Genomic DNA, 23,202 nt, shown 5'->3' with positions numbered 1-23,202 from the left:
ATGGCAGACCCGAAAACGCTGATCGAGCTCGCCACGCTCGAACGACAGAACCGGCGCGATGCCCAGGCAAGCGTCACCGAAGCGCTTGCCGACGCACGCGAAGCATTGCGCCAGGCCCGCGAGGCCGTGGCCGATGCCACCGAGGCGCGTACCGCGGCCAGCGCCGATGCCGCGCGCTTGCGACGACAGCTGGGCAGCATCGTGATGCCGGCCGACGGCGAGCCGCTGCTGGCTGAGCTTGCCGATGCCATTGCCGAGGAGCGTGCTGCCGCGGCATCGCTGACCGAGGCCGAGCTCGAGCGCACCGAGGCGATGTCCTCGGTCGAGCGGTTGACCGAGGGGCTGCAGCACGCCAGCGCACTGCGCCAGGCCGCGGAGGCGGATCTGCTGGCGGTACAGAACCGGATCACGGCGCGCGATGCCGCCATCGAGTCGGCCAAGACCGGCGCGGCGTCCGGCTCCAAGCAGGCGGCGACCGATGCACTGGCGAGCGCCGACTACACGGCCGCCAAGAACCGGGTGAAGGGCTACCTGCCCACCGTGCTCTACAACCGCGCCCGCGAGCGCTTCGACGCCGCCAAGGGCGCCGCGACGCGTGCCGCGCAGATCGCCGAGGCAAGCGCCACCGAGTTTGCCAATGCACTGCAGCAGTCGGGCCTGCCCGAGGACAAGCTGCCGGCGCTGGAACGCGCCTACAACCTGGCCGAAGGCAAGCTGCTCGATTACGCCGCCGGGGCAGTCACCGCAGTGGCCAGTGCTACGGCCACGCTGACGCGGCTGGCCCAGCCTGGCCTCGCGCCTGTGCTCAGCGCGGAACAGCGCGCCGAGATCGAGGATGCCGGTGCGCTTGCGCGGCGCCAGGCAGCCGTGGCGGCCGAAGCCGCACGCGATACTGCGCTGCAGACGCTGGCAGAAAAGGAGGCGCTGCTGGAGATCGAGCGTATCAAGGTGCTTGCTGCCAATCCGGATGCCGATCTCGACACGCTCGACGACGACCCCAACACCCCGCTGGGTGATGCCGCGGTGAAGTGGCAACAGGCCCACGCCGCCTATGCGGCGGCGGACGAAGCGTTCTCGGTCACCCCGCTGGAGCCGGCGCCCGCTCCGCCACTGACGCACCGCGAGGTGCTGCTCGATTGGCAGGCTGCGGTGCCGGAGGCGGTCTGGTCCGAGCTCGATGCGTTCTGGAATGCCGAGGACGTGCTGGGCCGCTACAAGGCGCTGGCGATCAACCCGCTGGTCACCGCCGCCAAGGCTGCCGAGCTTGCCTGGGTGACCGAGGCCGTGGCCGATCTGGCACGCCAGAAGCGCCTGGACTGGCTGGCCGAGCGGCTGACGCTGGAATCGACCGCCGCCGCCGCGCTCGCAGCCCGCATCGGCGAGCGCACCGCCCATGCGTTGCGCGGCTACCTGACGCTTTGAGGGAGGCCATCATGGCTGAACAGACCACGACACTGCCCAACCGCCCCTATCAGGCAGTGCGCTACCACTACGGCATGCTGCTGGGCGTCGATGATTTCGAAACCGACCAGAGCTACCACCGCGGCAAGATCCGGCTGCATCAGGGCTGGTTGCACGGCTTCGGCACCGTCTGGGGCCTGGGCGTGAGCCTGGCGCCGGAGGCGGGCGAGGTGCGCGTCGCCCCTGGCCTCGCGCTCGATGGCTTCGGCCGCGAGCTGCATGTGGATGTGCTGCAGTGCCTCAACCTGCCGACTTGGTATGCCGAGCACCGCGACGATGCGGAGCTCGCACCGGTGGTGGGCGAGGATGGCAGCATCACCTTCACCGCCCACGTGGTGATCCGCCACCTGGCCTGCCTTGCCCGGCCGGTGCCGGCACTGATCGATACCTGCGCCGGCGGCAGCAGCGAAACCGCGTATTCGCGGGTGCTGGAAACCGCCGAGCTGCTGCTGGTGCCGGGCCCGGCACCAGCCTGGCCACGCGGCCATCACCTGTTGCGGCTGGCGCAGGGGCTCGATGCGCCGGCGACCGACGAGGATGGCAACCCGCAGCCTGACGACCAGGCGGTGCTCGACGCGTTGGCGGCGCTTGCCGCATTGCCAGCGGGCGAGCAGGCCACCGCACGCGAGGACGTACTGCGCCAGGCGGCGATCCGTGATGCGCTGGCGGTGGTGACAGGCAGCGACGAGGACGATGTCGAGGCCCAGTTGTTTGCCGACGGCGCCCCGCGTGACATCGTGCTGGCGCAATTGAACGACGTGGTGCTGAACGCCGCGGCCGATACCGTGACCGGCGGCGAGGCGGACAACCTGATCCGGCCGGTGCTGGTGGCCACGCAGGCCTTGCAGTCCGGTGGCGGCGTGGCAGCACCGGCGACCGGGCCGCAGGTAGTCGCCTCCGGCATCACGCTGGCGGGCACCACGCTGACGCTGCCGCTGACGCGCGCAGTGGCGGGTGATTCCGTCAAGCCCGCCGCGCTGACTTCGACCCGCTTCGTGGCCGGTACCGGCTGGGAAGACTTCGCCGCCACGCTGACCGCGGCGGCCGACGGCCTCTCGCTCACCGTCGAATTCGCCGCCGACCCGGCTGGCAGCCGGGTGCGCGTGCTGCTGGCCGGCAGCGGCGGCAAGCCGATACTCGGCGACAACTTCCTGCCGCTCTACGGCGACACCGGCAGCAACCCGGACGGCAATGCCGCGCTGGGCCGCGATTTCGTCTGGACCAACTGAGGGCACTGCGATGGCGACCAACTCAACCTCCACCCTCGTCCTCGTCGGCGCCCAGCGTGGCATCACGCTGATCCCGGAGCGTACCGACCTGACCCGCATCAACTACTTCGATGGCCGCTATCTCGGTGCCGAAGACCTCACTCGCGAGCAGGACTACCTGCGTGCGCTGGTGCGCGAGAGCAATCGGGCCAGCGGCGCCGGCGTGGTGCATGGCTTCAACCTTTCCACGCTGTCCGGCGGGCGGCTGCAACTGTCGGCCGGGCTCGCGATCGACAACGAAGGCCGCGTGTTGCTGTTGCCCGATGCGGCCGAGGTCGGCATCGCCGAGCTGATCGCCCGCTCGCAGGGCAATGGCAACGGGCCGGCCGGCGCCGGGGGCGATGGTCACTTCGGTGCCTGCCAGCCGGCGTCGTCGGCACCGATCGCCACGCCGGTGGCGGGTACCACGCTGTATCTGATCGGCATCGTCCATGCCGAAGCGCTGTGCGGCCGGGCCGAGGTCTGGGGCAAGGCCTGCGAATCGGCCTGCGCGCAGAGCGCGGATTTCGATGCGCGGCGCGAGGGTGTGGTGCTGCTGGCGCTGCCGCTCAACCTCGTCACGCCGCTGCCGACCAGCAATGCGGTGGATTTCACCGCTGCCCACCTGCGCTCGCGGGTGGCATCGAGCTATTACGCCGACGAAGCGGCACGCTATGGCAAGACCATGAGCGCGGCGCTGCTGGAATCGTCGGTCTGGTGCCGCGGCGCGCTGGCCTCGGCCGGCGATTTCGTGCCGCTCGGCGTGCTGGCGTACTCCGGCGGCAACGTGCAGTTCCTCGACGGCTGGATCGCGCGGCGCGAGCATGTCGACGGCCACCCCAAGCGCTACTGGCAGTGGCAGATGATGATGCGGCCGTGGGACGTGTTCCTCGCGCAGGTGCTGCAGTTCCAGTGCCAGCTGGTGCATGTGCTCGAGCACGGCCCGGCGCCCGGCGACGATGACGATCCATGCAGCCGCATGCGCCGCCTGGTGGTGGAAGCCAGCGATGTGATGGTCGAGCTGCAACGCTACTACGTCGAGACCGCGCGCCAGCTGGTCGAGCGCAAGGTGAGCTTTGCCGGTGGCCACAGCCAGATCGCCGATCTCGTCGGCAAGCTGCAGCAGGCCAAGCAACAGGTGAAGCTGACCGCCACCGACCGGGTGCTGATCAATGGCGGCATCGTCGAGCTGCCGAGTGCCGGCTACCTGCCGGTGGTGGCCGGTAGCACGCTGTCGGTGAACCAGCAGGTGCGCGCATTGCTGGGGGATGGCGTCGACCTGCGCTTCTGCGTGGTGCGCCCCGATTACGTGGCCGAGGCCTGGCAGGAAGCGCAGCACATGGAGCGCATCTCGCTGACCCGTGGCCTTGATGATCCGCAACACAAGGACGAGGTGGACATCCTGGTGCCGGACGGCGAGATCGTCGGCGCGCAGGCCGAGCGTGGCGTCGGTTGGGCGGTGCGGGTGCGCGGCGGCAACGACAAGGACGGCAGCGAGCGGGACGAGCTGCCGGAAGTGGTGGTGGTCGGCGGCGCACAGCGCGGCAAGCTGCAGCAATTGGAAACCGGTCCCCGCGCAAGCCAGACCTATCAGCGCGACGAGGTGGCTGGTGCCGGTCGCAGCGAGCAGGGTGGTGACGGCCGGTTGGCCTTCCATTTCGCCGGGATGATGGAAACCGGCAGCAAGCGTGCGGCGATCCAGGAAGCGCGCGACTGGGCCAAGGCCAACGTCAATTCGATGGAGCAGGCTGCCTGGTATACCTTCAATGCGATGGCCAAGGAGACGGCCGAGCCGGTGGAGGCCAAGGCCCGCAGCAAGGCTGCGGATGCCGGCGACACCACGGCCGGCATCGCCATGCGCTATGCGCAGATCCGCAGCTCGGCCGAGCAGGTGCGCGCGGCCCAGGCCGCCAAGCGCGCCGAAGCGGGCAAGAAGGCCGGCGCCATCCGCTACGAAGGGCTGCAGGACGAAAGTGTCGATCACGTGGCGTTGTGGTTGTCCGGCAATACCTCCGACGATCCCTACAGTGCGCCGGAAGGCAGCGCGCTGGCGGTATCGCTCGACGTGACGATCCTGATTCCCGAGGATGGCGCGGGCCAGTTTCTCGACGTGGCGCTCGCCGGGCGGTTGACCATCGAGCAGCGGGTGCTGCGCAGCAACGGCGTGTCGGTGCGTGCCACCTTCGATGGCTCGGCCACCGTGGCCGGTACCTTCGCCGGCGTGGCCGGCGCGCGGCGCATCATCCCGCTGTCGGTGCCGGTGCTGCTGATGCGCGGCGTCACCGCCGACGGGGGCAGGGCGCTGGTCGATGTCGACCTCGCCGGCGCCAATGTCGGTGAAGCGCTGTTCGAATTGTCCAGCGTTCGGGTCGATGCGCGCTGGCGCAATCAGCCGGCCGCTGCCGAACTCGCCATCACCTTCCGCGTCCGCGGCGACGATGAGGACGAATCGGTGCTGCTCGCCTCGCTGATCCGCGACGACAACGTACTGAGTCCTGGCAATGCGCTGCGCGTGGCCTCGGAAACGGCCATCCAGGTGCTGGCCACCCGCGAGGGCTCGCCGACCTTTGCCGCCGACGCACTGGCCGATCTCTTTGGCGCACCACCACCCAGCGGCGAAGCGCTGACCGTGCTCGCCCGTCGCGACTGGGTGCTGTTCCATCGTCGCCGCACCCGGCAATGCGGCATTGATGCCGCGGTGCCGCGTGTCGATGCGCGCCGCTACCAGCTGTTCCATCTCAAGGTGACCAGTGAGCGCACCCTGCAGCAGGCTCGCGCCGCCGTGCTGTCGGGCGATGCCGCCCGCATCACCAAGCTCGGGTTTGCCCCGGTGGCGGTGGTCGAGTTCGAGGGTGGCCGCTCCAGCATCGCCACGCCGACCACCGAACTGCTGGCTGACTGGGCCGCGGCGCAACCGGGCAACCGCGTGCGCTTTGGCGGCATCGGCTCGCAAGGCGCCGCCCAGGCCGAGGGCGAGACGCTGGCCAAGGCGCGCTTGGCCAGCCTGGAGCTGGCACTGACTGGCGCGCCGGATGCCGCGATCGACAACGTGGTGCTGCCGGTGCTGCCGGCGCTGGGCCTGTCCGGTCTCGATGGTGCCACCTTCCTCGTCACCCAGCAGACCAAGGCCGTTTGCCAGGAGGTGTATGTCATTGATGGCGTGGGCAACTATGCGGTGTTCCAGCGCACCTACAAGATTTCCGGGCTGGCCGAAGCGTTGAAGCAAAGCCAGGCCAGCGGGCCGACGCACGCCGAATTCGGCAGCGACGGCGAGCTGACCGATGCGAGCGCCGCTGCCGTGGTGGAGGCCTGGGGCACGCCCGACACCAACCCGGAATACGCGCTGGCCTTCTATGCCAATGCCAACGAGCGCGATGCCGTGGTCCGCGATACCGTCACCATCGTCGATGAGCTGCGTGGCGGCTTCAACCGCGTCGAAGGCATGCAGGATGCCGCGGTGGCGCAGCTCTCCACCTGCCGTGGCATCGCAGTCCTGGTGCGCGAAGTGGTTGCCAGCGGCGAGGTGCTTGCAGTGCCGATGCTGTGGGAAGGCGAACGCTACCAGTACCTCGGCACCAACATCAGCTATCGCACGCAAGTGTGGAACGGCTTCCAACCGGCGTCGGCGGACGCGCTGGATGCGGACGTGAAGACCTTCATCGCGCTCAACCCGCCGCGCAGCGCCGCCGTGGTCTTCGTCACCGAGCAAAGCCAGCTGCAGCTGGCCGAGGACATGGCCAAGCAGGTGGAGCTGTCGATGCAGCGTGTTGCGCCGGTGAGCGTGTTGCAGGGTGCGCAGTCGCGGCAGTTGGGCGCAGCCGAACGGGATGAGATCGAGAAGAAACTCGGCCTCAACCCGGACAACTACCAGGCCGTGATCTTCTTCGCCCAGCTGCATCCCAAGCTGTAGCGGATCGCGACGATGGCCTCCTCTGCCCACGCTACCGCCACCCCGGAGCGCCGCCCGGCGCCCCGGGTGCAGCGGGCGTGCAGCAAATGCGGCGGCCAGCACGACAACGGGCCGCAATGGCAGCGCTATGCAACGCAAGCCAAGGGCGCGCAGGTCGATGCACCCGACAGCCACTTCGAGCGCGAGGCGGATCGGGTGGCCGAGCAGGTGGTGGCGCAGTTGTCCGGCGTGCCGGGCAGCAAGCCGGCGATCACGCCGCTGGGCGACACACGCATCCAGCGCAAGTGTGGCTGCGAGGAGCAAGGGGGAGCGCTGGCGCAGCGCAAGCCGGGCGCCATCCCGCGCACCGCGCACCAAGTGCCGCTGAACCCGGATGGCGGCGCGCCGATGTCCGGCGGCCTGCGCGGCGCCATGGAGCGAGCGTTCGGTGAGGATTTCAGCGGCGTACGCCTGCATCACGACGGCGAAGCCGATGCGATGTCGCGCAATCTGGGCGCGCGCGCCTTCACCGTGGGCAGCCATGTCTACTTCGCCAACGGCGAATACGCCCCATCATCGCCGGAAGGGCAGCGCCTGCTGGCGCATGAGCTCACCCACGTGGTGCAACAGGGTGGGCAGCCGCATGCGGCGCAGCCCAAGTGCGCCGAATGCGCGGCGCACGAGGCCGAGGAGGAAAAAGCCGGGCCGGTGGTGCAACGGATAGGCTTGCCCAGTCTGCCGAGTCTCAGCGATGTGGAGGATGCCTTATCCGATGTCGGCGATGCGGTCGCCGATACTGCATCCGACATCGGCGAGGGCATCGTCGAAGGCGCGGAGGCCGTGGGTGAAGGCGTGCAAGCCGCCGGAGAAGCGATCGTCGAGGGTGCGGAGGCAGCGGGCGAGGCCATCGCCGAAGGGGCCGAGGCGGCTGGCGAGGCCATTGTGGAAGGCGCGGAAGCGATCGCGGAAGGGGCAGAGGCGGTGGCGGACACCGTGTTCGGTTTCGCCCGCGACGTCTGGGATGCGGCCACTGCCCTGGCTTCGGCCATTGGCGGCATGGTCAGCATCTCCGGCACCAGCCTCGTGATCACCGTGCCGGCGATGCCGGTGTGCCCTGTGCTGCCATTCCAGTTCAGCCTGCCGCGCATGGATGCCCATGTACCCATCGCCGTGGCCAGCGTCACCTCGGGTGTGCTCACGGTCTACGGCGTGCTCACCGCCTTCGTGGGGCTGTCGCCGGAGTTGTCCGGCCAGCTCGGGCCATGCCAGCTGCATGGCCTGCGCATCGTGATCAACCCGCTCGGGCCGTCGGTCTCCGCAGCCGGTGCGATCACCGCGACGGTCGCGGTCGGGCTGGGTGCCCAGCTGGAAGCAGGGCTGCATGGCGAACTGGGCATGATCATTGCTTGGCCCGATCCGCCCATTGTGCTGCGTGTGCCGGTGATCGGCGCCGAGGTGGGGCTGGCCGGCTTTGCCCGCGGTATCGTGGCGAGCCAGGTCACTGCCGCGGGGGCGATGAGCGCCAGCCTTTCCGGCGTGTCGCTGGCCATGAGCCAGCGCCAGACGTTGGGCCTTGCTGCCGATGCCGGCGTTGCCGGGTTCGGCGAGCTACAGCTGCTGGGGCAGAACGTGTGCCGGCTCTACTGGCCGCTGGCGGACTGGCACGACGATCTCGCCATCGACAGTGGCTTCGATCTGGCGTTCTCGGCCGGGCGTTCCGGCATCTCCGCATCGTTCAACATCATCAAGCCCACGCTGGATCGCTTCGGCTTCGATCGCCTTGGCATCGAGATCGGCCGTGGCATGTTCATGGACGATTGTCCCCTGTGCGATTGGATGCGCCGGCTCAATCTGATGCCATCCGGCCATGGCGCGCGTTGGGATGATGGCGGCAAGGCAGGCCCCCCTCATGCCGTGGGGCCGCTGAGTGGCGTATTCCCGAATGACCCGGGTTTTGCCAGTGGCTCCAAATGCCGCGGCGCGTGTGGTCCGGATTGCAAGACCTGCGATGAAGAGCTGGAGCATAGCGAGTGCGAAACGATCGATGGCGGCGCACGGCACCGTTTCTGGGTGTACCCCAACTATCATGTTTGCGGCATCCACCAGGGGTGCCTGGAGCACGATTCCTGCTTTGATTGGTGCGGCAACAATTTCGGAGAAGTTGGGCTTGCCGGGGTGATCTTTGGCCCGTGTCACCGTTTCTGCGATCTGGAGGCGGTGTGTACCTATGGCGCCAAGAACGCCATAGGCTGGATTTTTGGCGCCAAGCCGCACAGTGATTACTGGAAATACTCGGATCCGCCGCGTGCCGTTTCGGAGTGTGATGGCCCCTGCCCAGCGGATGCGGCGGCAGGTGGCGGCGGTCCCGATGCGGGGGCTCAAGGCGGCGGCGCTGGAGGGGCTGCAGGTGGCGGTGGTGCGCCGACCGGGCCAGGACGCGTGCGCATCTGCATGCCCGAAGTCATCCTGTTCAACCGTCGCAGCGTCGGTGACAGCGTGAGCGAGTCGCTGCCGGAAACCGAGGTCTGGTCGACCTGGATCGAGGCGCCACCACCGGTGTTCCTCGTCGAGCTGGAACTGCTGGCGCAGGCGGGCATGGAGGCTGGCATCGAGGCTGGCATCGGCCCGGCGCGGCTCACCGATATGTGCATGGATGTCGATCCCTTGCGCGGGGACTACAGCGGCACAGCCACGCTGCGCATCCCGGCCGATCTCACCGCGTGGCTGATCCTGTGGGGGCAACTGAGTGCGAACGCCAACTGGCTGGCGCTGATCAATGTCGTCAGTGCCATTGGCCGGCTCGAAGCCGAAGCCAATGGCACGCTCAGCACCGAGTTTGTCGGCACCGTTGGCGTCGAGTGCGTCGACGGCCAGCCAGGTTTCACCACCAACGTCGATTTCCCCGGCTGCATCGACCTCGATTTCAACCTCGATGCCCAGTTCGACCTGGAGCTCGTTGGCTACAACCTGTTCCACAAGCGCTGGCGTTTGGCCCAGGCGGCATGGAATCACTGCTGGGGCGAGGACATCGACATCGATCCGATGCGGCGCGGCCAGGACCCGGATATCGACCTGTCGGGCGAATCGATCAATCTCGAGGACCTCATCAAGTGGCTGCTTGGCGGCGGCGGCGGTGGAAGGCCGCGCCCACCGGGTCAGCTACCTGCAGGCGGCAACGGCATTCCCACCGGGTTGACTCGCGATGATCCGATCGAGATGGCCTGGTACAAGCGACCAACCGCCTATCCAGCCACCATGCCGCTTGCCACGCATCAGAGTGCAACGAACTGCAGCACCAATGCCGATTGCAGCGGCGCGACCGACCCGCACGATGGAACACTCACGCCGACCTGCACATTGCTGCACATCGGTCGGCGGCCCCGCAACATGTGTACGGCCATGGCCGATTTCCGTCGCACCGTGCCGACAGATTTGCGCGACCTCAATACCGGTGCCGTGACGGACCGCATCGGTGTGCCGTATTTCCCTGATGCTGGCGACATCATGGTGCTGGTCAATCCCGGTCGCACCGAAACCGAGATGAACCGCATCAAGCGCCGCACCGCCCGCCACGGCTATCGCATGTCGGATCATGACCAGGATGCGGATCATGTGGTGGACCTCGACTGGGGCGGCCCCGATCATTTTCAAAACCTGTGGCCGCTCGATTCGGACATCAACCAGGGCGCAGGGCGCGAGCAGAACCGCAACCAGCGCATCACCTTTTCGGAAGGGCCGAACGGGCCGGTACACACCAACATCACCATCGGCTCGTTCAAGGACCAAGGCTTCCATCGGCGCAATCCGCCGCATCATTTCTTCGTCATTACCACTTTCCGCGATCCCTGAGGAGCAGGGAGTAAGGCCCAGGTCTGGACTATCATGCAGCCATGACCGATCCCGTCTACCTCGAACGAGAGCGGCTGCTGCTGGCGGCCAAACGGCAGAAACTGCGTCAGGCCAGGACGCTGGCCACCGGGCTGCTGATCGCTGCGCTGCTGCTGTTCCTGCTGGCGCAGCGCTTCGAAGACGCTCATCCGGTCTGGGGCTATGTATCGGCCTTTGCCGAGGCCGCGATGGTCGGCGCGTTGGCGGACTGGTTTGCCGTCACCGCGCTGTTCCGCCATCCGCTGGGCATTCCCATCCCGCACACGGCCATCATCCCGAAGAACAAGGTGCGCATCGCCGATAGCCTGGGCGGCTTCATCGAAACGCATTTCCTCTCCGCCGAGCAGGTAGCTGCGCGGATTGAGGCATTCAATCCGGCGCGCCGCATTGCCGCCTGGCTATCGCGGCCATCGCATGTCGAGGAGCTGGCGGCGCAGAGCCAGCAACTGGCGCAATACCTGATGACCTTGCTGGACGCACCGCACGTGCGCGATGCGGCGCGCCGGGTGATGCGCGACATGCTGTCCGAGCTCGACTGGGCGCGCCACGGCGGCGAGCTGCTGGGGGTGCTGCTGGCCGAGCGCCAGCACCAGCAACTGCTCGACATCGTGCTGGCCAAGGTGGCCGAACGACTGGAACGGCCTGACGTGCAGACGCTGTTGTCGGGCATGATCGCGCAGGAGCTCTCCTACCTGCGCTGGATGGCGCTGGACGAGGCGGGTGGGCGTTTCGTCGCGCGCAAGCTGGTGGCGGCGGTCAGCCATGAGTTCGAACGGGTGCGTGATGATGACAACCACGCGCTGCGCCGGCTGATCGATACCGAGCTCGATGCATTGATCCTGCGCCTGCAGCACGACGAGCCGTTGCGTGCCCGCACTCGCGCTTGGGTAGCGGAGCTGGCGCAGGCGCCGTCGTTCGAGCGCCAATTCAATGGCTTGTGGCAGGGTATGGTCGATGTGCTGCGAGCCGATTTCAGCAAGCCGGAATCGCTGCTGCGCAGCAAGGTGGCGAGCGCGGCACGCCGCCTGCGTGACCAGTTGCGCGAGGATGCGCAGCTGGCGGGCTGGGTGAATCGCAGCGTGCGCGATGCGGCGGCCCGTGCGGTATCGCGCTATCGCGAGCAGATCGGCCGCTTCATCGCGGACCAGTTGAAGGGCTGGGACGACGCGGTGATGGTGGAGCGACTGGAACTCAATGTCGGCGTCGATCTGCAGTTCATCCGTATCAACGGCACGCTGGTGGGCGGCCTGATCGGCGTGCTGCTGCACCTGGCGCAGCACCACCTGGGCTGAGCGTAGCAGCGCATTCCGGACACAAGGCGCCGGCTCGCCTGTAGGGGCAGGGTAAAATGCGCCGTTTCCCCGCCGCGATCGACCATGCTGCACACGCTCAATGCTCCCCAACAAGCGGCTGTCCGTTATCTGGATGGCCCCTGCCTCGTGCTGGCCGGTGCGGGTTCAGGCAAGACGCGGGTGATCACGCAGAAGATCGCCTACCTGATCGAGCGGGCGCAAATGGACGCACGCAACATCGCCGCCATCACCTTTACCAACAAGGCCGCGCGCGAAATGCAGGAGCGGGTGGCCTCGCTGATGGACCCGGCGCGGCTGCGCGGGCTGACGGTATCCACCTTCCACAGCCTGGGCATGCGCATGTTGCGCGAGGAAGCGCGCCATATCGGTTACAAGCCACAGTTCTCCATCCTTGATTCGGCCGATGCCGGCAAGATCATCTCGGACTTGCTCACCACCACCGACAAGGCGCTGGTGCGCTCGACCATTTCGCAGATCTCGCTGCTCAAGAACGACCGGGTGTCACCGGACAAGGCGCTGCGGCTGGCCAATTCCGATGGCGAGCTGCATCTGGCGCGCTTGTATCGCGCCTACCAGGACACGCTGCAAGCTTATCAGGCGGTCGATTTCGATGACCTGATCCGACTGCCGGTCGATCTCTTCGAGGCGCACGAGGAGGTGCGACAGAAGTGGCAGCAACGGCTGCGCTACCTGCTGATCGACGAGTGCCAGGACACCAACACCACCCAGTACCAGATGGTGAAGCAGCTGACCGGGCTATCCGGCCAGTTCACCGCGGTGGGCGACGATGACCAGTCCATCTATGCCTGGCGTGGCGCAAATATGGAAAACCTGCGCCTGCTGCAGCAGGATTTCCCGGCGCTCAAGGTGATCAAGCTGGAACAGAACTATCGCTCGGTGGCGCGCATCCTCAAGTGCGCCAACGCGGTGATCGCCAACAACCCCAAGCTTTTCGAGAAAACGCTGTGGTCCGATCTTGGCATTGGCGACCCGGTGCAGATCATCGAGGCCAAGAACGAGGAGCACGAGGCTGAACTCGTGGCGATGAAGCTGCAGGCGCACAAGTTCGAGGCCGGTACCGAGTTCCGCGACTACGCCATTCTTTACCGAAGCAACTTCCAGGCGCGCATCATCGAAACGCAGCTGCGCACGCAGCGCATTCCGTACACGATTTCCGGCGGGCAGAGTTTTTTCGATCGCGCCGAGATCAAGGACCTGCTCGCCTACCTCCGTCTCGTCGCCAATGAGAACGACGATCCAGCCTTCATCCGCGCGGTGACCACCCCCAAGCGTGGCGTCGGTAACGTCACGCTGGAACGGCTGGGTTCCTACGCTGCTGAGCGCAAGGTGTCGCTGTTCGGTGCGGTGTTCGAGGAAGGCTTCATTCACCAGGTGCAGCCGCAGCAGTACGAGCCGCTCAAGCAGTTCGCCGAGTTCATCAACAAACTGCAGTACCGCGCGCGCACTGAAGCGGCCGGCAGCCTGCTGCAGGACATGCTGGCCGCGATCGATTACGAGACCTGGCTTTACGAGACCGACGAGCCCAAGCCCGCCGAGACCAAGTGGAAGAACGTGCTCGACTTCGTCGGCTGGGTCGCCAAGCAGGGCGAGGAGAAGGGCCGCAATCTGGTGGAAGTGGTACAGACCATTGCGCTGATCACCATGCTGGAAGGGCGGGACGAGGAAGAGATCGATGCGGTGAAGCTCACCACGCTGCATGCGTCCAAGGGGCTGGAGTACCCGCACGTGTTCCTGATCGGCTGCGAGGAGGACATCCTGCCGCATGCCAACTCGATCGAGGGCAACATGGTCGAGGAGGAGCGCCGGCTGATGTACGTGGGCATCACCCGCGCCCAACGCAGCCTCACCATCACCTATTGCGGCAAGCGCCGTCGCGCCGGTGAATGGCAGATCGTCGAACCGAGCCGCTTCCTGCGCGAATTGCCCAGCGAGGAGATCCGCGTCTCGGGTCGGCTGGCCGGCGACAAGTCCGAGCCGTTGGTCACCCGACAGGAGGGGCGCGCAATGCTGGCCGGGTTGATGGCCAAGCTCGGCGGATAACATCAACTTCGGCTAAGCTGGGCTGGCATCAATCAGACCGGACCTGGAGGGAGCCGAGCCCATGGCCTTGCCCGATTCCGAGGCACAACGCATCGCTGCGCTGCGTGCGCTCAACATCCTCGATACGCCACCGGACCATGTGTTCGACGAGCTCGTCGCCTATGCCGCGCACGCGCTGCGCATGCATGGTGCTGGCTTGACGCTGGTGGATGCGCAGCGGGTCTGGTTCAAGGCAGCGACGACCCCGCTGTTGCAGGCTGGGGAGCGGGCGCTGTCGTTCTGCACGCACGTGGTCGAGGCCATGCAGCCGCTGGAAATCCGCGATGCCAGGCTCGATCCGCGTTTTCTTGCCCATGAGCTGGTCGCGGGCGATGTGGGGCTGTGCTTCTACGCGGGTTCGCCCATCATCCTCAAGAATGGCCATTGCATCGGTACGGTATTCGTCGTCGACACCCAGCCCCGCAAGCTTAATGATGAGCACCGGCTCATCCTCAACTCGCTCGCCCAGATCGCCGCAGGGGAAATCGAGCGCCAATACCCGCCGCTCGGCGCTTAGGCGCGCTAGGCCGCGACGGGCTGCGCTTCGCGATAGACAGTCTCGGCAAACGCCGGCCGCTCGTTGAGCCGCACCACCAGCTCGGCCAGATTGGGATAGGCGGTCGCCCAGTCGAGCTCCGGCATGCGCAGGTCGAGATAACCCAGCATGCAGCCCACCGCGATGTCGGCGACGCTATAGGCATCGCCCAGGCACCAGCGCCGATCGGTAAGGTCGGCGGAGAGCTGTGCCAGACCGCGGTTGATCTTGGACTGCTGCCGGGCGATCCATTCGGCCGACTGCTGCTTGGCCGGGCGACGCTTTTCCGCCACTACCAGTACCGTTGCATCAGTCACGCCATCGGCGAGCGCCTCCCAGCGACGGGCGCGGATCATCTGCCGGTGGTCGGTGGGGGTGAGGCGACTGAATGGCGAAGCATGATCGAGGTAATCGATGATCACGCTGGAGTCGTAGAGCGGCTTGCCGTCATCCATGATCAGCACCGGCACCTTGCCCAGTGGGTTGAACTCGCTCACTGCTTCGGCGTCTTCCGGCAGCGAGACGATGGTCAAGGGGCAGTCGACCCGCTTTTCGGCGAGGACGATGCGGACCTTACGGCCATAAGGGCTGGTGAGCGAGGTGACGAGTTTCATGCAAGACCTGCGGAATCGGTTTTTATGCTGATTCTAGTGGCCTTGCGTGGCCTCTGCCAGCCAAGTTGCAATGGAGCAACAGGTCTTGACGTTCACCGCGAATTTCAGATTTTCTGACATAAAACTGTTGCTTTGTTTTTTGTCCTTTCTGTAAACATAAATAAACAGTCATTTTCCCAGTCGGCGCGACGGTGCATCCGCTGGCTGAGACGCTGCTGCGCTCGCAGCGGATTGTGGCGCTGGCCATCGTTGGGCCAGGTCATCCGGCAAAGGCGCACTCGGGTAACGTGCGGTCAGCATGTGCCAAGCATGCTCTGCTTCGGCGACATGGCCGACAGCAAGCAACTGACGGATTTCCCGAATGCCTTGCTCGAACCGTTCATCGATCAGTGCGGATGCCGTTGCATCCGCCTGCGGGGCAGTCGATCCGACCGAGCTTTCGCGCATCGGGGCTGGTGCTGCAGCGGTCGCCGGTGCACTCCGGCGCAGTTCTTCCGCAGGCGCGTAGGCTAAGGCCACATCGGTCGGCAGGGTTTCCGCCACTTTGGGTTCAGCCGTGGCGACTACCGGTTGCTCGGCACGGTGCTTGATGGTTCGTTCAGGCACGGGCTTCGTTGCACGATTGGCCACTTTCTCGGGTGGCAACTGCGTGATACCCGGTGGCGCGGCGTAGTCGCTGTCCTGTTTGGCCTGCTTTTCCAAGGCGGCGGGATCAGCCAGCTCAAGTGGTGCCTTGGGCCACAGCAGGTAGACGAATCCGCCCAGCAGCAAGGTGGCGCAGACCGTGGCGAGCTGTGGTGCCACCAGCCAGCCAGGCCACTGGCGTCGGGTGCGGCGTGGCTGGATGGCCTTCGCGGCGGCGTCGAGGATGGCTGCATCGAGGGCTGCCGGCGGCGCTTCCGGCGGCAGCGCACGGTATTGCCGCGCAAGCGTTTCGTCATGCGGTAGCGGCTCGTCGTTCATGCCAGCGCCTCCATGCAGATCCTGAGCTTGGCGATGGCATAGCGGACGCGGCTCTTTACCGTTTCAGCCGCGGCGCCGGTCAGGCGGGCGATTTCGGTGAGCCCAAGCTCATGCTCCTCCTTGAGCAGGAAGGCTTCGCGCTGTTCGGGCGGCAGCGTGCGCAGGCATTCGCGCAGCTGCCGCCCGGATTGCCGGTTGGCTGCTGCGTCGTCCGGCAGCGGACAATGGTCGGCGACCTCGTCGGTCGCATCGAGATCACTGTTCCAGCGATGCCGATGTTCGCGCCGGTGCCAATCCACCAAGCGGCGGTGCGCGGTTTCCAGCAGCCAGGTGCTGAAGCGCGCCCACGGCTGGTAATGGGCGCGCTGGTGGACCACGCTCAGCCACACTTCCTGGAACAGCTCATCCCCCGCGGCATTGCTGCCGGTTTCGCGCACCAGGAAGCGATACAGCCGCAGGCGATGCCGGCCGTAGAGCAGCCGGAAGGCAGCCAGCTCGCCATCCCGCCAGGCTTGCATCAGCGTTTCGTCGTCGCGTGGATCGTGATCGTGGTCGGCCATGGGCGCTACTGTAGCGAGGCCGACCTTCGCTGGCGACTGTCGCTCATTCGGCCTGGGCGACCTGGGTCGTCGTCAACGAGGCGGCGAGGTTGGTCAGCCGCTCGAATTCCGCGCGATAGCCATAGTGATCCGGACCGCGCGCGCCAGCGGCGATGCGGCTGACCTGCGCGTAGTCCAGCCCGTCGACGTAGCGCCCGCCGCGCAACAGCTGGCCGAAGCCTGCGACCGCGCTGGCGAAACGGAAGTCGGGGCTGGCGGCGGCGAAGCTGGGCTTGGCATCGCTACGGCGTAGCGGGATTTCCAGCAACTGGCTGCGCGCACCATCTGGCTGCTTGTAGCGCAGCCGCAGGTGGGCGATTTCGCCGGTCCTGTTTGTTGCTGGTGCGGCCTTGCCATAACGCAGCGGTGGCAGGTAGCCCGCCTTGCCGGCAAAGGTCACTTCGTACAGCGCGGTGACGGTATGCCCGGCGCCAACGTCGCCGGCATCGACCTTGTCATTGTTGAAGTCCTCGCGCCGCAGCATACGGTTCTCGTAGCCGACCAGCCGGTATTCGCTGACCTGAGCGGGGTTGAACTCCACCTGGATCTTCACGTCGCGCGCCACGGTGGCCAACGTGCTGTTCATTTCCTCGACCAGTACCTTGTGACCTTCGTTGAGCGTGTCGATGTAGTGATAGCTGCCGTTGCCGACATCGGCCAGTTGCTCCATCAACGCTTCGTGGTAGTTGCCGGTGCCAAAGCCCAGCGTGGTCAGCGAAACCCCGCTCTGGCGCTCGCGCTCGACCAAGCTCTTCAGTGCGTCGACGCTGTCGATCCCCACATTGAAATCGCCATCGGTGGCCAGCAGGATGCGGTTGATACCACCGGCGACGTAGCCTTGCCGTGCCATGCGATACGCCAGCCTGATGCCCGCCTCACCGGCAGTGGCGCCGCCCGCCTGCAGCTGCTCGATTGCCGCAAGAATGCGCTGTCGGTCACCGGTGGGCTCCAGCACCACGCCGGTGTTGGATGCATAGACGACCAGCGATACCTTGTCGCTGGGGCGCAGTTGCTGGACCAGGAGGCGTAGCGACGATTTGAGCAGCGGCAGCTTGGCCGGATCGTTCATCGAGCCCGATACATCGACCAGGAACACCAGATTGGCCGGCGGCAGCGCCTGACGAGTCAGCTGTTGCGCCTTGATGCCGATACGGATCAAGTGCTTGTCGTTCCCCCACGGCGCGGGGGCGATCTCGGTATGCACGGCGAAGGGCTGCCGCTTGGCGGTATCCGTGTAGTCGTACGGGAAGTAGTTGATCAACTCTTCGACACGTACCGCTTCGGCCGGCGGCAGCTCGCCGGCATTGAGCAGGCGGCGCACATTGGCATAGGCGCCGGTATCGACATCGATCGAGAAGGTTGAAACCGGCTCTTCCGCCACCGCTTTGACCGGGTTGTCGTCCTTGCCGGCGTAACGCTCCCGATTTTCCGGCGGCGGTGCCCACGCCTCTGCCATGGCCGGTGCAGCGGCGACGGCGACACGTTGTTTGGCTGCATGATCTGCCGCGCTGGCCGTGGCAGCGGCATCTGCGCGGCGGTACGCCAAATCCAAAGAAGCGCTGCTGGCCTGCGCGACTTCCTCGGTGCGGGTGCTGCCGCATGCGGCGAGAGTGATGGCGAGGGACAGCGGAATCAGGCGGGTATACATCGTATGTGCTCCGTAGCGGGTGTGCGCGATGAAACGGAGCGGGAAGGAAAAACGGGTTAAGTCCGACCGGTGAAGGCGACGAACGGTAGGTATGCCCACGTCACGGCTAATCCGAAGGCCAGTGATGTCACAGGCTTTGGATGAGCTGCGTATCCGCGCAGGCCAGATCCAAGGAATTGGACCGTCGTCCTCCGACTACTGATTCGTTGATCGACTAGCATGACGCTGTTTTCGATCAGCAAGAGATGAGGATTTTCGTTTGGGCGTAGCTCGGCCCCATTAGACTAGAAAACAAAAAGCCCCGCGGGTGCGGGGCTCAATGCTTGATGCTACTGGAGGCGGGTACCGGAATCGAACCGATGTCCACGGATTTGCAATCCGCTGCATTACCCCTATGCTAACCCGCCGTATGGGGCAAAAAGAAAGGGAAAGGCATGTGCGTTTCCCTTTCTTCGATGTTTGGAGCGGGATAAGAGGCTCGAACTCTCGACCTATACCTTGGCAAGGTATCGCTCTACCAACTGAGCTAATCCCGCATCTGCAGGCAAATCACATGAAGAAGAATGGAGCGGGATAAGAGGCTCGAACTCTCGACCTATACCTTGGCAAGGTATCGCTCTACCAACTGAGCTAATCCCGCATCTGCTTCAGTGCTGCAACAGAGAGGCGCATTATGGTTGTGACGCTGCATGCTGTCAACACCAGCGTGCCGGCATGGCGCTGGATTTTCCCTAATCGCTTGATGAAACGTATAAAATAATCGACCCGATGCCTATGGGGTCGTGGCGGGATGCGCTGCGATGCTGGTCCAGGGGCGTCGGTCCGGTTGTGTCACATCAATCACGGTCACGGGGTGAGCCCGTACCCTCGCATGGAAGGAACAGCCATGACCAAGAAGGTCGTCACGCTGGCGCACTACTATTGCCAGCCCGAAATCCAGCAGATGGCCGACAAGGTCGGCGATAGCCTGGAACTCTCGCTTTATGCCAAGGAGTGCGGCGCGGACACCATCGTGTTCGCCGGCGTGCGCTTCATGGCCGAGACCGCCAAGATCCTCAACCCAAATGCCGAGGTGATCCTGCCGGACGCGCGCTCGACCTGTTCGCTCGTCACGCAGACCGACGTCACCGCGCTCAAGACCTGGCGCGAGGCGCATCCGGACCATGTGCATGTCAGCTATATCAACAGCTCGGCTGAGCACAAGGCGTTGTCCGACTGGATTGTGACCAGTCGCAATGTCGACGACATCATTGCCCACCTTTATGCCGAGGGGAAGAAGGTGATCTTCTCACCGGATCGCAACATGGGCGCCTACCTCAACTTTCAGTATGACTACGACATGCCACTGTGGTCGGCGGTCTGCGAGGTGCACGACAAGTTCAACCAGAGCGCACTCGACGAGGCGTTCGCTGGGGTCACCGGTGCCAAGTACCTGATAGCCCACCCGGAAAGCCCGCTGCCGGTGCTGCAGCAGGCCGACTATGTCGGCTCCACCTCCGGCATGCTGAACTGGGTGAAGTCGTATGATCTTGAGCCCGATGCGGTGATCTTCGTTGCGACCGAAGACGGCATTCTCTACAACATGGGCCTGGCGCGGCCGGACCTCGATATCCGCCAGGCGCCGATCTACGCCGGCTGCCAGTGCAATTCCTGCCCGTACATGAAGATGAACACCATCGAGGCGCTGAAGCGGGCACAGGCGGGCGAGGGCATCCGGATCGACTACCTGAGCGACGAGCAGATGGATGCAGCGCGCCAGCCTATCGAGCGCATGCTGGAGTTCTCCAAACGTTACTACCAGTAAGGGCGTGCTGTGAGCCAGGCCATCGCTCACCGGCAAGCCGACGCGGCGCGCTACGACTATCTGGTCTTCATTGGCCGTTTCCAGCCGGTGCATCTCGGCCACCTCAAGGTAATCGAGGCGGCGCTGGCACAGGCGGACAAGCTGATCGTGGTTTGTGGCTCGGCACGCCAGGCGATCAGCCCGCGCAATCCATTCTCGCTGGCTGAGCGCGAAGCCATGCTGCGGGCTGCCTTGCCTGCGGCTTGGCAGGAGCGTGTGTTCGTGGTCGGCTGTTCGGACCGCATGTACAACGATCAGCAATGGGTCACCGAGGTCCAGAATCTGGTCGACAAGGTCATCGCAGTCGATACAGCAAGCCTGGGGCATCGGGCGGCGGAATTCAGTATTGGCCTTGTCGCAGCAGCCAACGGTCGGGGCGTGGGCACCCATTACCTCGCACTGTTTCCGCAATGGCAACGCGAGCAGGTTGATGAATTGCCTGGGGTCGACGCGGGCAAGGTGCGCGAGGCGCTCTTCACCGAACAGGAGTCGCAGCTTGCCCGTTGCCGCGAGCAACTGCCTGACGCCGTCTATGACTGGCTTTTAAACTTTCGTAAAACTGACGTTTTCTCCGCTTTGCTGGCGGAGCAGCGCTACCTGCAGCAGTTCCGTGCTGCATGGTCGGTAGCGCCGTATCCGCCGACGTTTGTCACCGTCGATGCGGTGGTGATCCACTCCGGTCACATCTTGCTGGTACGCCGTCGTGGCATGCCTGGCAAGGGCCTGTGGGCCTTGCCAGGGGGATTTGTCGAGCAGGATGAGCCAGTCCGCGATGCGGTGATCCGCGAACTGAAAGAAGAGACACGGCTCAAGGTGCCGGCGCCGGTGCTGGCGGGCTCGGTGCGGGCCAGCCGGGTGTTCGATCACCCGCAGCGTTCGCTGCGTGGCCGCACCATCACCCATGCCTTCCTGATCGAACTCGCCCCCACTGGCGATGGCCTGCCCAAGGTCAGGGCGAGCGATGATGCGGATCGGGCGCAGTGGGTGCCGCTGTTCGAATTCAACCGGATGGAAGCCCAGTTGTTCGAAGATCACTTCTATATCGTGAACTGGTTTCTCGGGCAGATCTGATCGCCCAACAAATGAAAACGGCGCCTCGGCGCCGTTTTTCACTGCTGCTTGATGTCTTACTTGCGCGTCTTGCGACGGCGCTGGCGCCATGCCAGCGCACCGCCGCCCAGGCCGAGCAGCGCCATGGTTGCGGGTTCCGGTACCGGGTTCACCGAGTAGCTCAGCGTGCCGTTCCACGGCTGGTAATTGGTGAAGGCAAGGTAGAAGTCATAGTTGCCGGCGGCAAGCGCATCGAAGTTCAGCGACCCGCTGAAGCTGTTGCTGCCCACATTCGGGTTGGCAACGATCTCGGTGAACGATGCACCCGGCTGGGTTTGACGGCCGAGCACGCCGTGCAGCGAGGCGATGGCGCTGGAGCCGGCATTCGGCGTCAGCGTGAAGTTGAAGGTGTACTGACCGGGATTGTCCAGCGAGAACTGGTGCAGGGCGTTGGCGAGCAGGCTGGTGCTCCAGGCGCCGTTGCTGGTGACGTTGATGTCTTGCTGGATCAGTGCGGCATGGCTGAGCGGGCTGGCCGCCAGCAGCGCGACGGCCGCGTAGGGGAGAAGGCGTTTCATGCGTAAGCACTCCGAGGATGGCGAGGGTTGCCTGCGCATGATAAAGGATTTTTCTTTCAGTGGCGTTAATTTTAAATTCAGAATTTAATCGTATCCTGATGTAGCGAGGATGTCATCGGCGATCTGTCTTGCGTTGAATCTATCGCGTGCGGCTACCGCCGCCTGGCCAATGTGCGAACTTCCATTCCTGATAGTTCTGCTTATCGGCAAACGAGGTATAGATGGAGGCAAAGCCGGTCTGCTTGAGCGGTTTTTGCAACGACTTGCTGTACACGCCCATAAAGCCACCGCCCGGCGCGCCGATGTAGGCCCAATCCTCGCCGGTGATCGGATCCTTGTACGGTTTACGCAGGAAATGGCGGGCAAATGGTGCACGGGGATCCTGCACCAGGTCGTCGAGCGTCTTCGGATACTGCGGGCCACCGCCGGCATTGATCTCGCTGTAAGCCTTGATCCCTCGGCGGATCTCATCGCCGACCAGCAATAGTTCTTCCTCGCGCGAACGCTGGATACGGGTCTGCCAGACGTCGCCAAGCTTGGCGAGATAGATACCCATCACCAGCACCATCATCAGCACCCAGGCATAGGCAAAGCCTCGCTGGGCGCGAAGGCTAGTAGTCGCTGAACGGCTTGCCATCGCTGCCATTCCCGGTGGCGCCGCTCTTCACGTCGTAGACGCCGCTACCCCCTTCGGGGCTGACGACTTGCCAGCCATCCCGCTTGCCGCTGACCGGGTCCACCGGCACCTCGCGCAGGTACTTGCGCTCGACCATTTCCTCCAGCGTGCTGGGATAGCGGCCGGTATCGGCATAGAACTTGTCGATGGCATCGCGCATCGACACGAGATTGTGCTTGAGCACCGTCTCGGAAGCCTTGTCGGTCTGCTGGAAGTAGCGCGGCACCACCAGCGTCAAGAGGCTCGCCATGATGGCGAGCACGACGAGGAGTTCGATCAGGGTGAAACCGCGGCGCAGGGACAGGGACATGACTTACCAATCGCGATAGGGGAGACCGTTGAGGCCGGTGCCGTCAGCGGTCGAGTAGACATCATACACATCGCGCCCTTCGGCCGGAGAGTCGGGCGGACTGGCATAGCTGCGCAGGCCCCAGGTCTGTGCATTGGTCTTGCTGGGGCAGTCGCAGAACGGATCGCGCGGGACGCGCCGCAGGAAGTAGATCTTTTTGCCGGTCGGATCCTTGATGTCCTTCACGCCATCGACCAAGGCGGCGAGATCGGGCGGGTAGCCCGATTCGTCGAGCGATTTCTGGATCTTGCCATCATCGCTGGCGACCTTGTAGGCGTCGATGGCGAGGCGGATCTGCCAGAGCGCGCGGCGCAGCTCTTCCTCGCGCGAGCGGGTCGCGGCCACTTGGGATAGGGGCAGCGCGACCGACGCCAGTACGGCGAGGATGGTCAGTGTGACCATCAATTCGATCAGCGTGAAGCCGCGCATCCGGCGCATTACGGTCCGCC

At 65.2% G+C, this 23,202-nt stretch carries 17 protein-coding genes and 3 tRNA genes; 9 read left to right on the top strand and 11 right to left on the bottom strand.

Annotation, left to right across the window (positions count from 1 at the left end):
- From FLM21_RS15260 to FLM21_RS15230, 7 genes are all read left to right on the top strand, one after another.
- Nucleotides 1-1,422 carry a hypothetical protein gene (locus FLM21_RS15260; RefSeq protein ID WP_148716388.1) on the top strand — a complete coding sequence of 474 codons (1,422 nt, stop codon included), beginning with the start codon at nucleotides 1-3 and terminating at the stop codon, nucleotides 1,420-1,422.
- 11 nt (nucleotides 1,423-1,433) lie between these two features.
- Nucleotides 1,434-2,690 (top strand): hypothetical protein, encoded by a 1,257-nt coding sequence (locus FLM21_RS15255; protein WP_148716387.1) that lies wholly within the window; start codon nucleotides 1,434-1,436, stop codon nucleotides 2,688-2,690.
- 10 nt (nucleotides 2,691-2,700) lie between these two features.
- Nucleotides 2,701-6,618 (top strand): hypothetical protein, encoded by a 3,918-nt coding sequence (locus FLM21_RS15250; RefSeq protein WP_148716386.1) that lies wholly within the window; start codon nucleotides 2,701-2,703, stop codon nucleotides 6,616-6,618.
- Between the two features lie 12 nt (nucleotides 6,619-6,630).
- Nucleotides 6,631-10,446 carry an eCIS core domain-containing protein gene (locus FLM21_RS15245; protein WP_148716385.1) on the top strand — a complete coding sequence of 1,272 codons (3,816 nt, stop codon included), beginning with the start codon at nucleotides 6,631-6,633 and terminating at the stop codon, nucleotides 10,444-10,446.
- 41 nt (nucleotides 10,447-10,487) lie between these two features.
- Nucleotides 10,488-11,777 carry a DUF445 domain-containing protein gene (locus FLM21_RS15240; RefSeq protein WP_148716384.1) on the top strand — a complete coding sequence of 430 codons (1,290 nt, stop codon included), beginning with the start codon at nucleotides 10,488-10,490 and terminating at the stop codon, nucleotides 11,775-11,777.
- Between the two features lie 84 nt (nucleotides 11,778-11,861).
- Nucleotides 11,862-13,859, top strand: a complete 1,998-nt coding sequence (locus FLM21_RS15235; protein ID WP_148716383.1) for a UvrD-helicase domain-containing protein — start codon at nucleotides 11,862-11,864, stop codon at nucleotides 13,857-13,859.
- Nucleotides 13,860-13,920: 61 nt separating this feature from the next.
- Nucleotides 13,921-14,415 (top strand): GAF domain-containing protein, encoded by a 495-nt coding sequence (locus tag FLM21_RS15230; protein ID WP_148716382.1) that lies wholly within the window; start codon nucleotides 13,921-13,923, stop codon nucleotides 14,413-14,415.
- 5 nt (nucleotides 14,416-14,420) lie between these two features.
- Here the strand turns inward: FLM21_RS15230 and FLM21_RS15225 are convergent, their stop codons facing one another.
- The 7 genes from FLM21_RS15225 to FLM21_RS15195 all read right to left on the bottom strand — a co-directional run bounded on the left by FLM21_RS15225 (nucleotide 14,421) and on the right by FLM21_RS15195 (nucleotide 18,897).
- The gene (locus tag FLM21_RS15225; protein WP_148716381.1) at nucleotides 14,421-15,047 is read right to left on the bottom strand and encodes a glutathione S-transferase N-terminal domain-containing protein; all 627 of its coding nucleotides are present in this window, start codon (nucleotides 15,045-15,047) and stop codon (nucleotides 14,421-14,423) included.
- Nucleotides 15,048-15,215: 168 nt separating this feature from the next.
- The gene (locus tag FLM21_RS15220; protein WP_148716380.1) at nucleotides 15,216-16,010 is read right to left on the bottom strand and encodes a hypothetical protein; all 795 of its coding nucleotides are present in this window, start codon (nucleotides 16,008-16,010) and stop codon (nucleotides 15,216-15,218) included.
- A complete protein-coding gene (locus tag FLM21_RS15215; RefSeq protein ID WP_148716379.1) occupies nucleotides 16,007-16,570 on the bottom strand; it encodes a sigma-70 family RNA polymerase sigma factor in 564 nt (187 codons plus the stop codon). Before FLM21_RS15215 ends, FLM21_RS15220 begins: the two co-directional genes overlap by 4 nt.
- Nucleotides 16,571-16,613: 43 nt before the next feature.
- Complete coding sequence (locus FLM21_RS15210) at nucleotides 16,614-18,257, bottom strand: vWA domain-containing protein (RefSeq protein WP_148716378.1); 1,644 nt, start codon at nucleotides 18,255-18,257, stop codon at nucleotides 16,614-16,616.
- A 333-nt stretch (nucleotides 18,258-18,590) separates the two neighbouring features.
- Nucleotides 18,591-18,664: transfer RNA gene (locus FLM21_RS15205), tRNA-Cys, on the bottom strand.
- Nucleotides 18,665-18,717: 53 nt separating this feature from the next.
- Nucleotides 18,718-18,793: transfer RNA gene (locus FLM21_RS15200), tRNA-Gly, on the bottom strand.
- Between the two features lie 28 nt (nucleotides 18,794-18,821).
- Nucleotides 18,822-18,897: transfer RNA gene (locus FLM21_RS15195), tRNA-Gly, on the bottom strand.
- A gap of 246 nt (nucleotides 18,898-19,143) precedes the next feature.
- Between FLM21_RS15195 and nadA the strand changes: the two genes are divergently transcribed.
- Together nadA and FLM21_RS15185 are read left to right on the top strand one after the other, a co-directional pair.
- Nucleotides 19,144-20,061, top strand: coding sequence for a quinolinate synthase NadA (nadA, locus tag FLM21_RS15190; protein WP_148716377.1), 918 nt, complete (start codon nucleotides 19,144-19,146; stop codon nucleotides 20,059-20,061).
- 9 nt (nucleotides 20,062-20,070) lie between these two features.
- A complete protein-coding gene (locus tag FLM21_RS15185; RefSeq protein ID WP_281284954.1) occupies nucleotides 20,071-21,171 on the top strand; it encodes a bifunctional nicotinamide-nucleotide adenylyltransferase/Nudix hydroxylase in 1,101 nt (366 codons plus the stop codon).
- Between the two features lie 56 nt (nucleotides 21,172-21,227).
- On the opposite strand, the gene FLM21_RS15180 is transcribed toward FLM21_RS15185, so the two are convergent.
- The 4 genes from FLM21_RS15180 to FLM21_RS15165 all read right to left on the bottom strand — a co-directional run bounded on the left by FLM21_RS15180 (nucleotide 21,228) and on the right by FLM21_RS15165 (nucleotide 23,191).
- Entirely contained in the window at nucleotides 21,228-21,728 is a 501-nt protein-coding gene (locus tag FLM21_RS15180) for a PEP-CTERM sorting domain-containing protein (protein ID WP_187359926.1), read from the bottom strand.
- Nucleotides 21,729-21,867: 139 nt separating this feature from the next.
- Nucleotides 21,868-22,365, bottom strand: a complete 498-nt coding sequence (locus FLM21_RS15175) for a type II secretion system protein (protein WP_148716375.1) — start codon at nucleotides 22,363-22,365, stop codon at nucleotides 21,868-21,870.
- The gene (locus FLM21_RS15170; protein WP_148716374.1) at nucleotides 22,340-22,714 is read right to left on the bottom strand and encodes a type II secretion system protein; all 375 of its coding nucleotides are present in this window, start codon (nucleotides 22,712-22,714) and stop codon (nucleotides 22,340-22,342) included. Before FLM21_RS15170 ends, FLM21_RS15175 begins: the two co-directional genes overlap by 26 nt.
- Before the next feature lie 3 nt (nucleotides 22,715-22,717).
- The gene (locus tag FLM21_RS15165) at nucleotides 22,718-23,191 is read right to left on the bottom strand and encodes a type II secretion system protein (RefSeq protein ID WP_148716373.1); all 474 of its coding nucleotides are present in this window, start codon (nucleotides 23,189-23,191) and stop codon (nucleotides 22,718-22,720) included.
- Between the last annotated feature and the right edge of the window lie 11 nt (nucleotides 23,192-23,202).

The organism is Chitinolyticbacter meiyuanensis, from assembly GCF_008033135.1.
GTDB classification, from domain to species: domain Bacteria; phylum Pseudomonadota; class Gammaproteobacteria; order Burkholderiales; family Chitinibacteraceae; genus Chitinolyticbacter; species Chitinolyticbacter meiyuanensis.
This window is presented reverse-complemented; position numbering and strand designations above follow the sequence as displayed.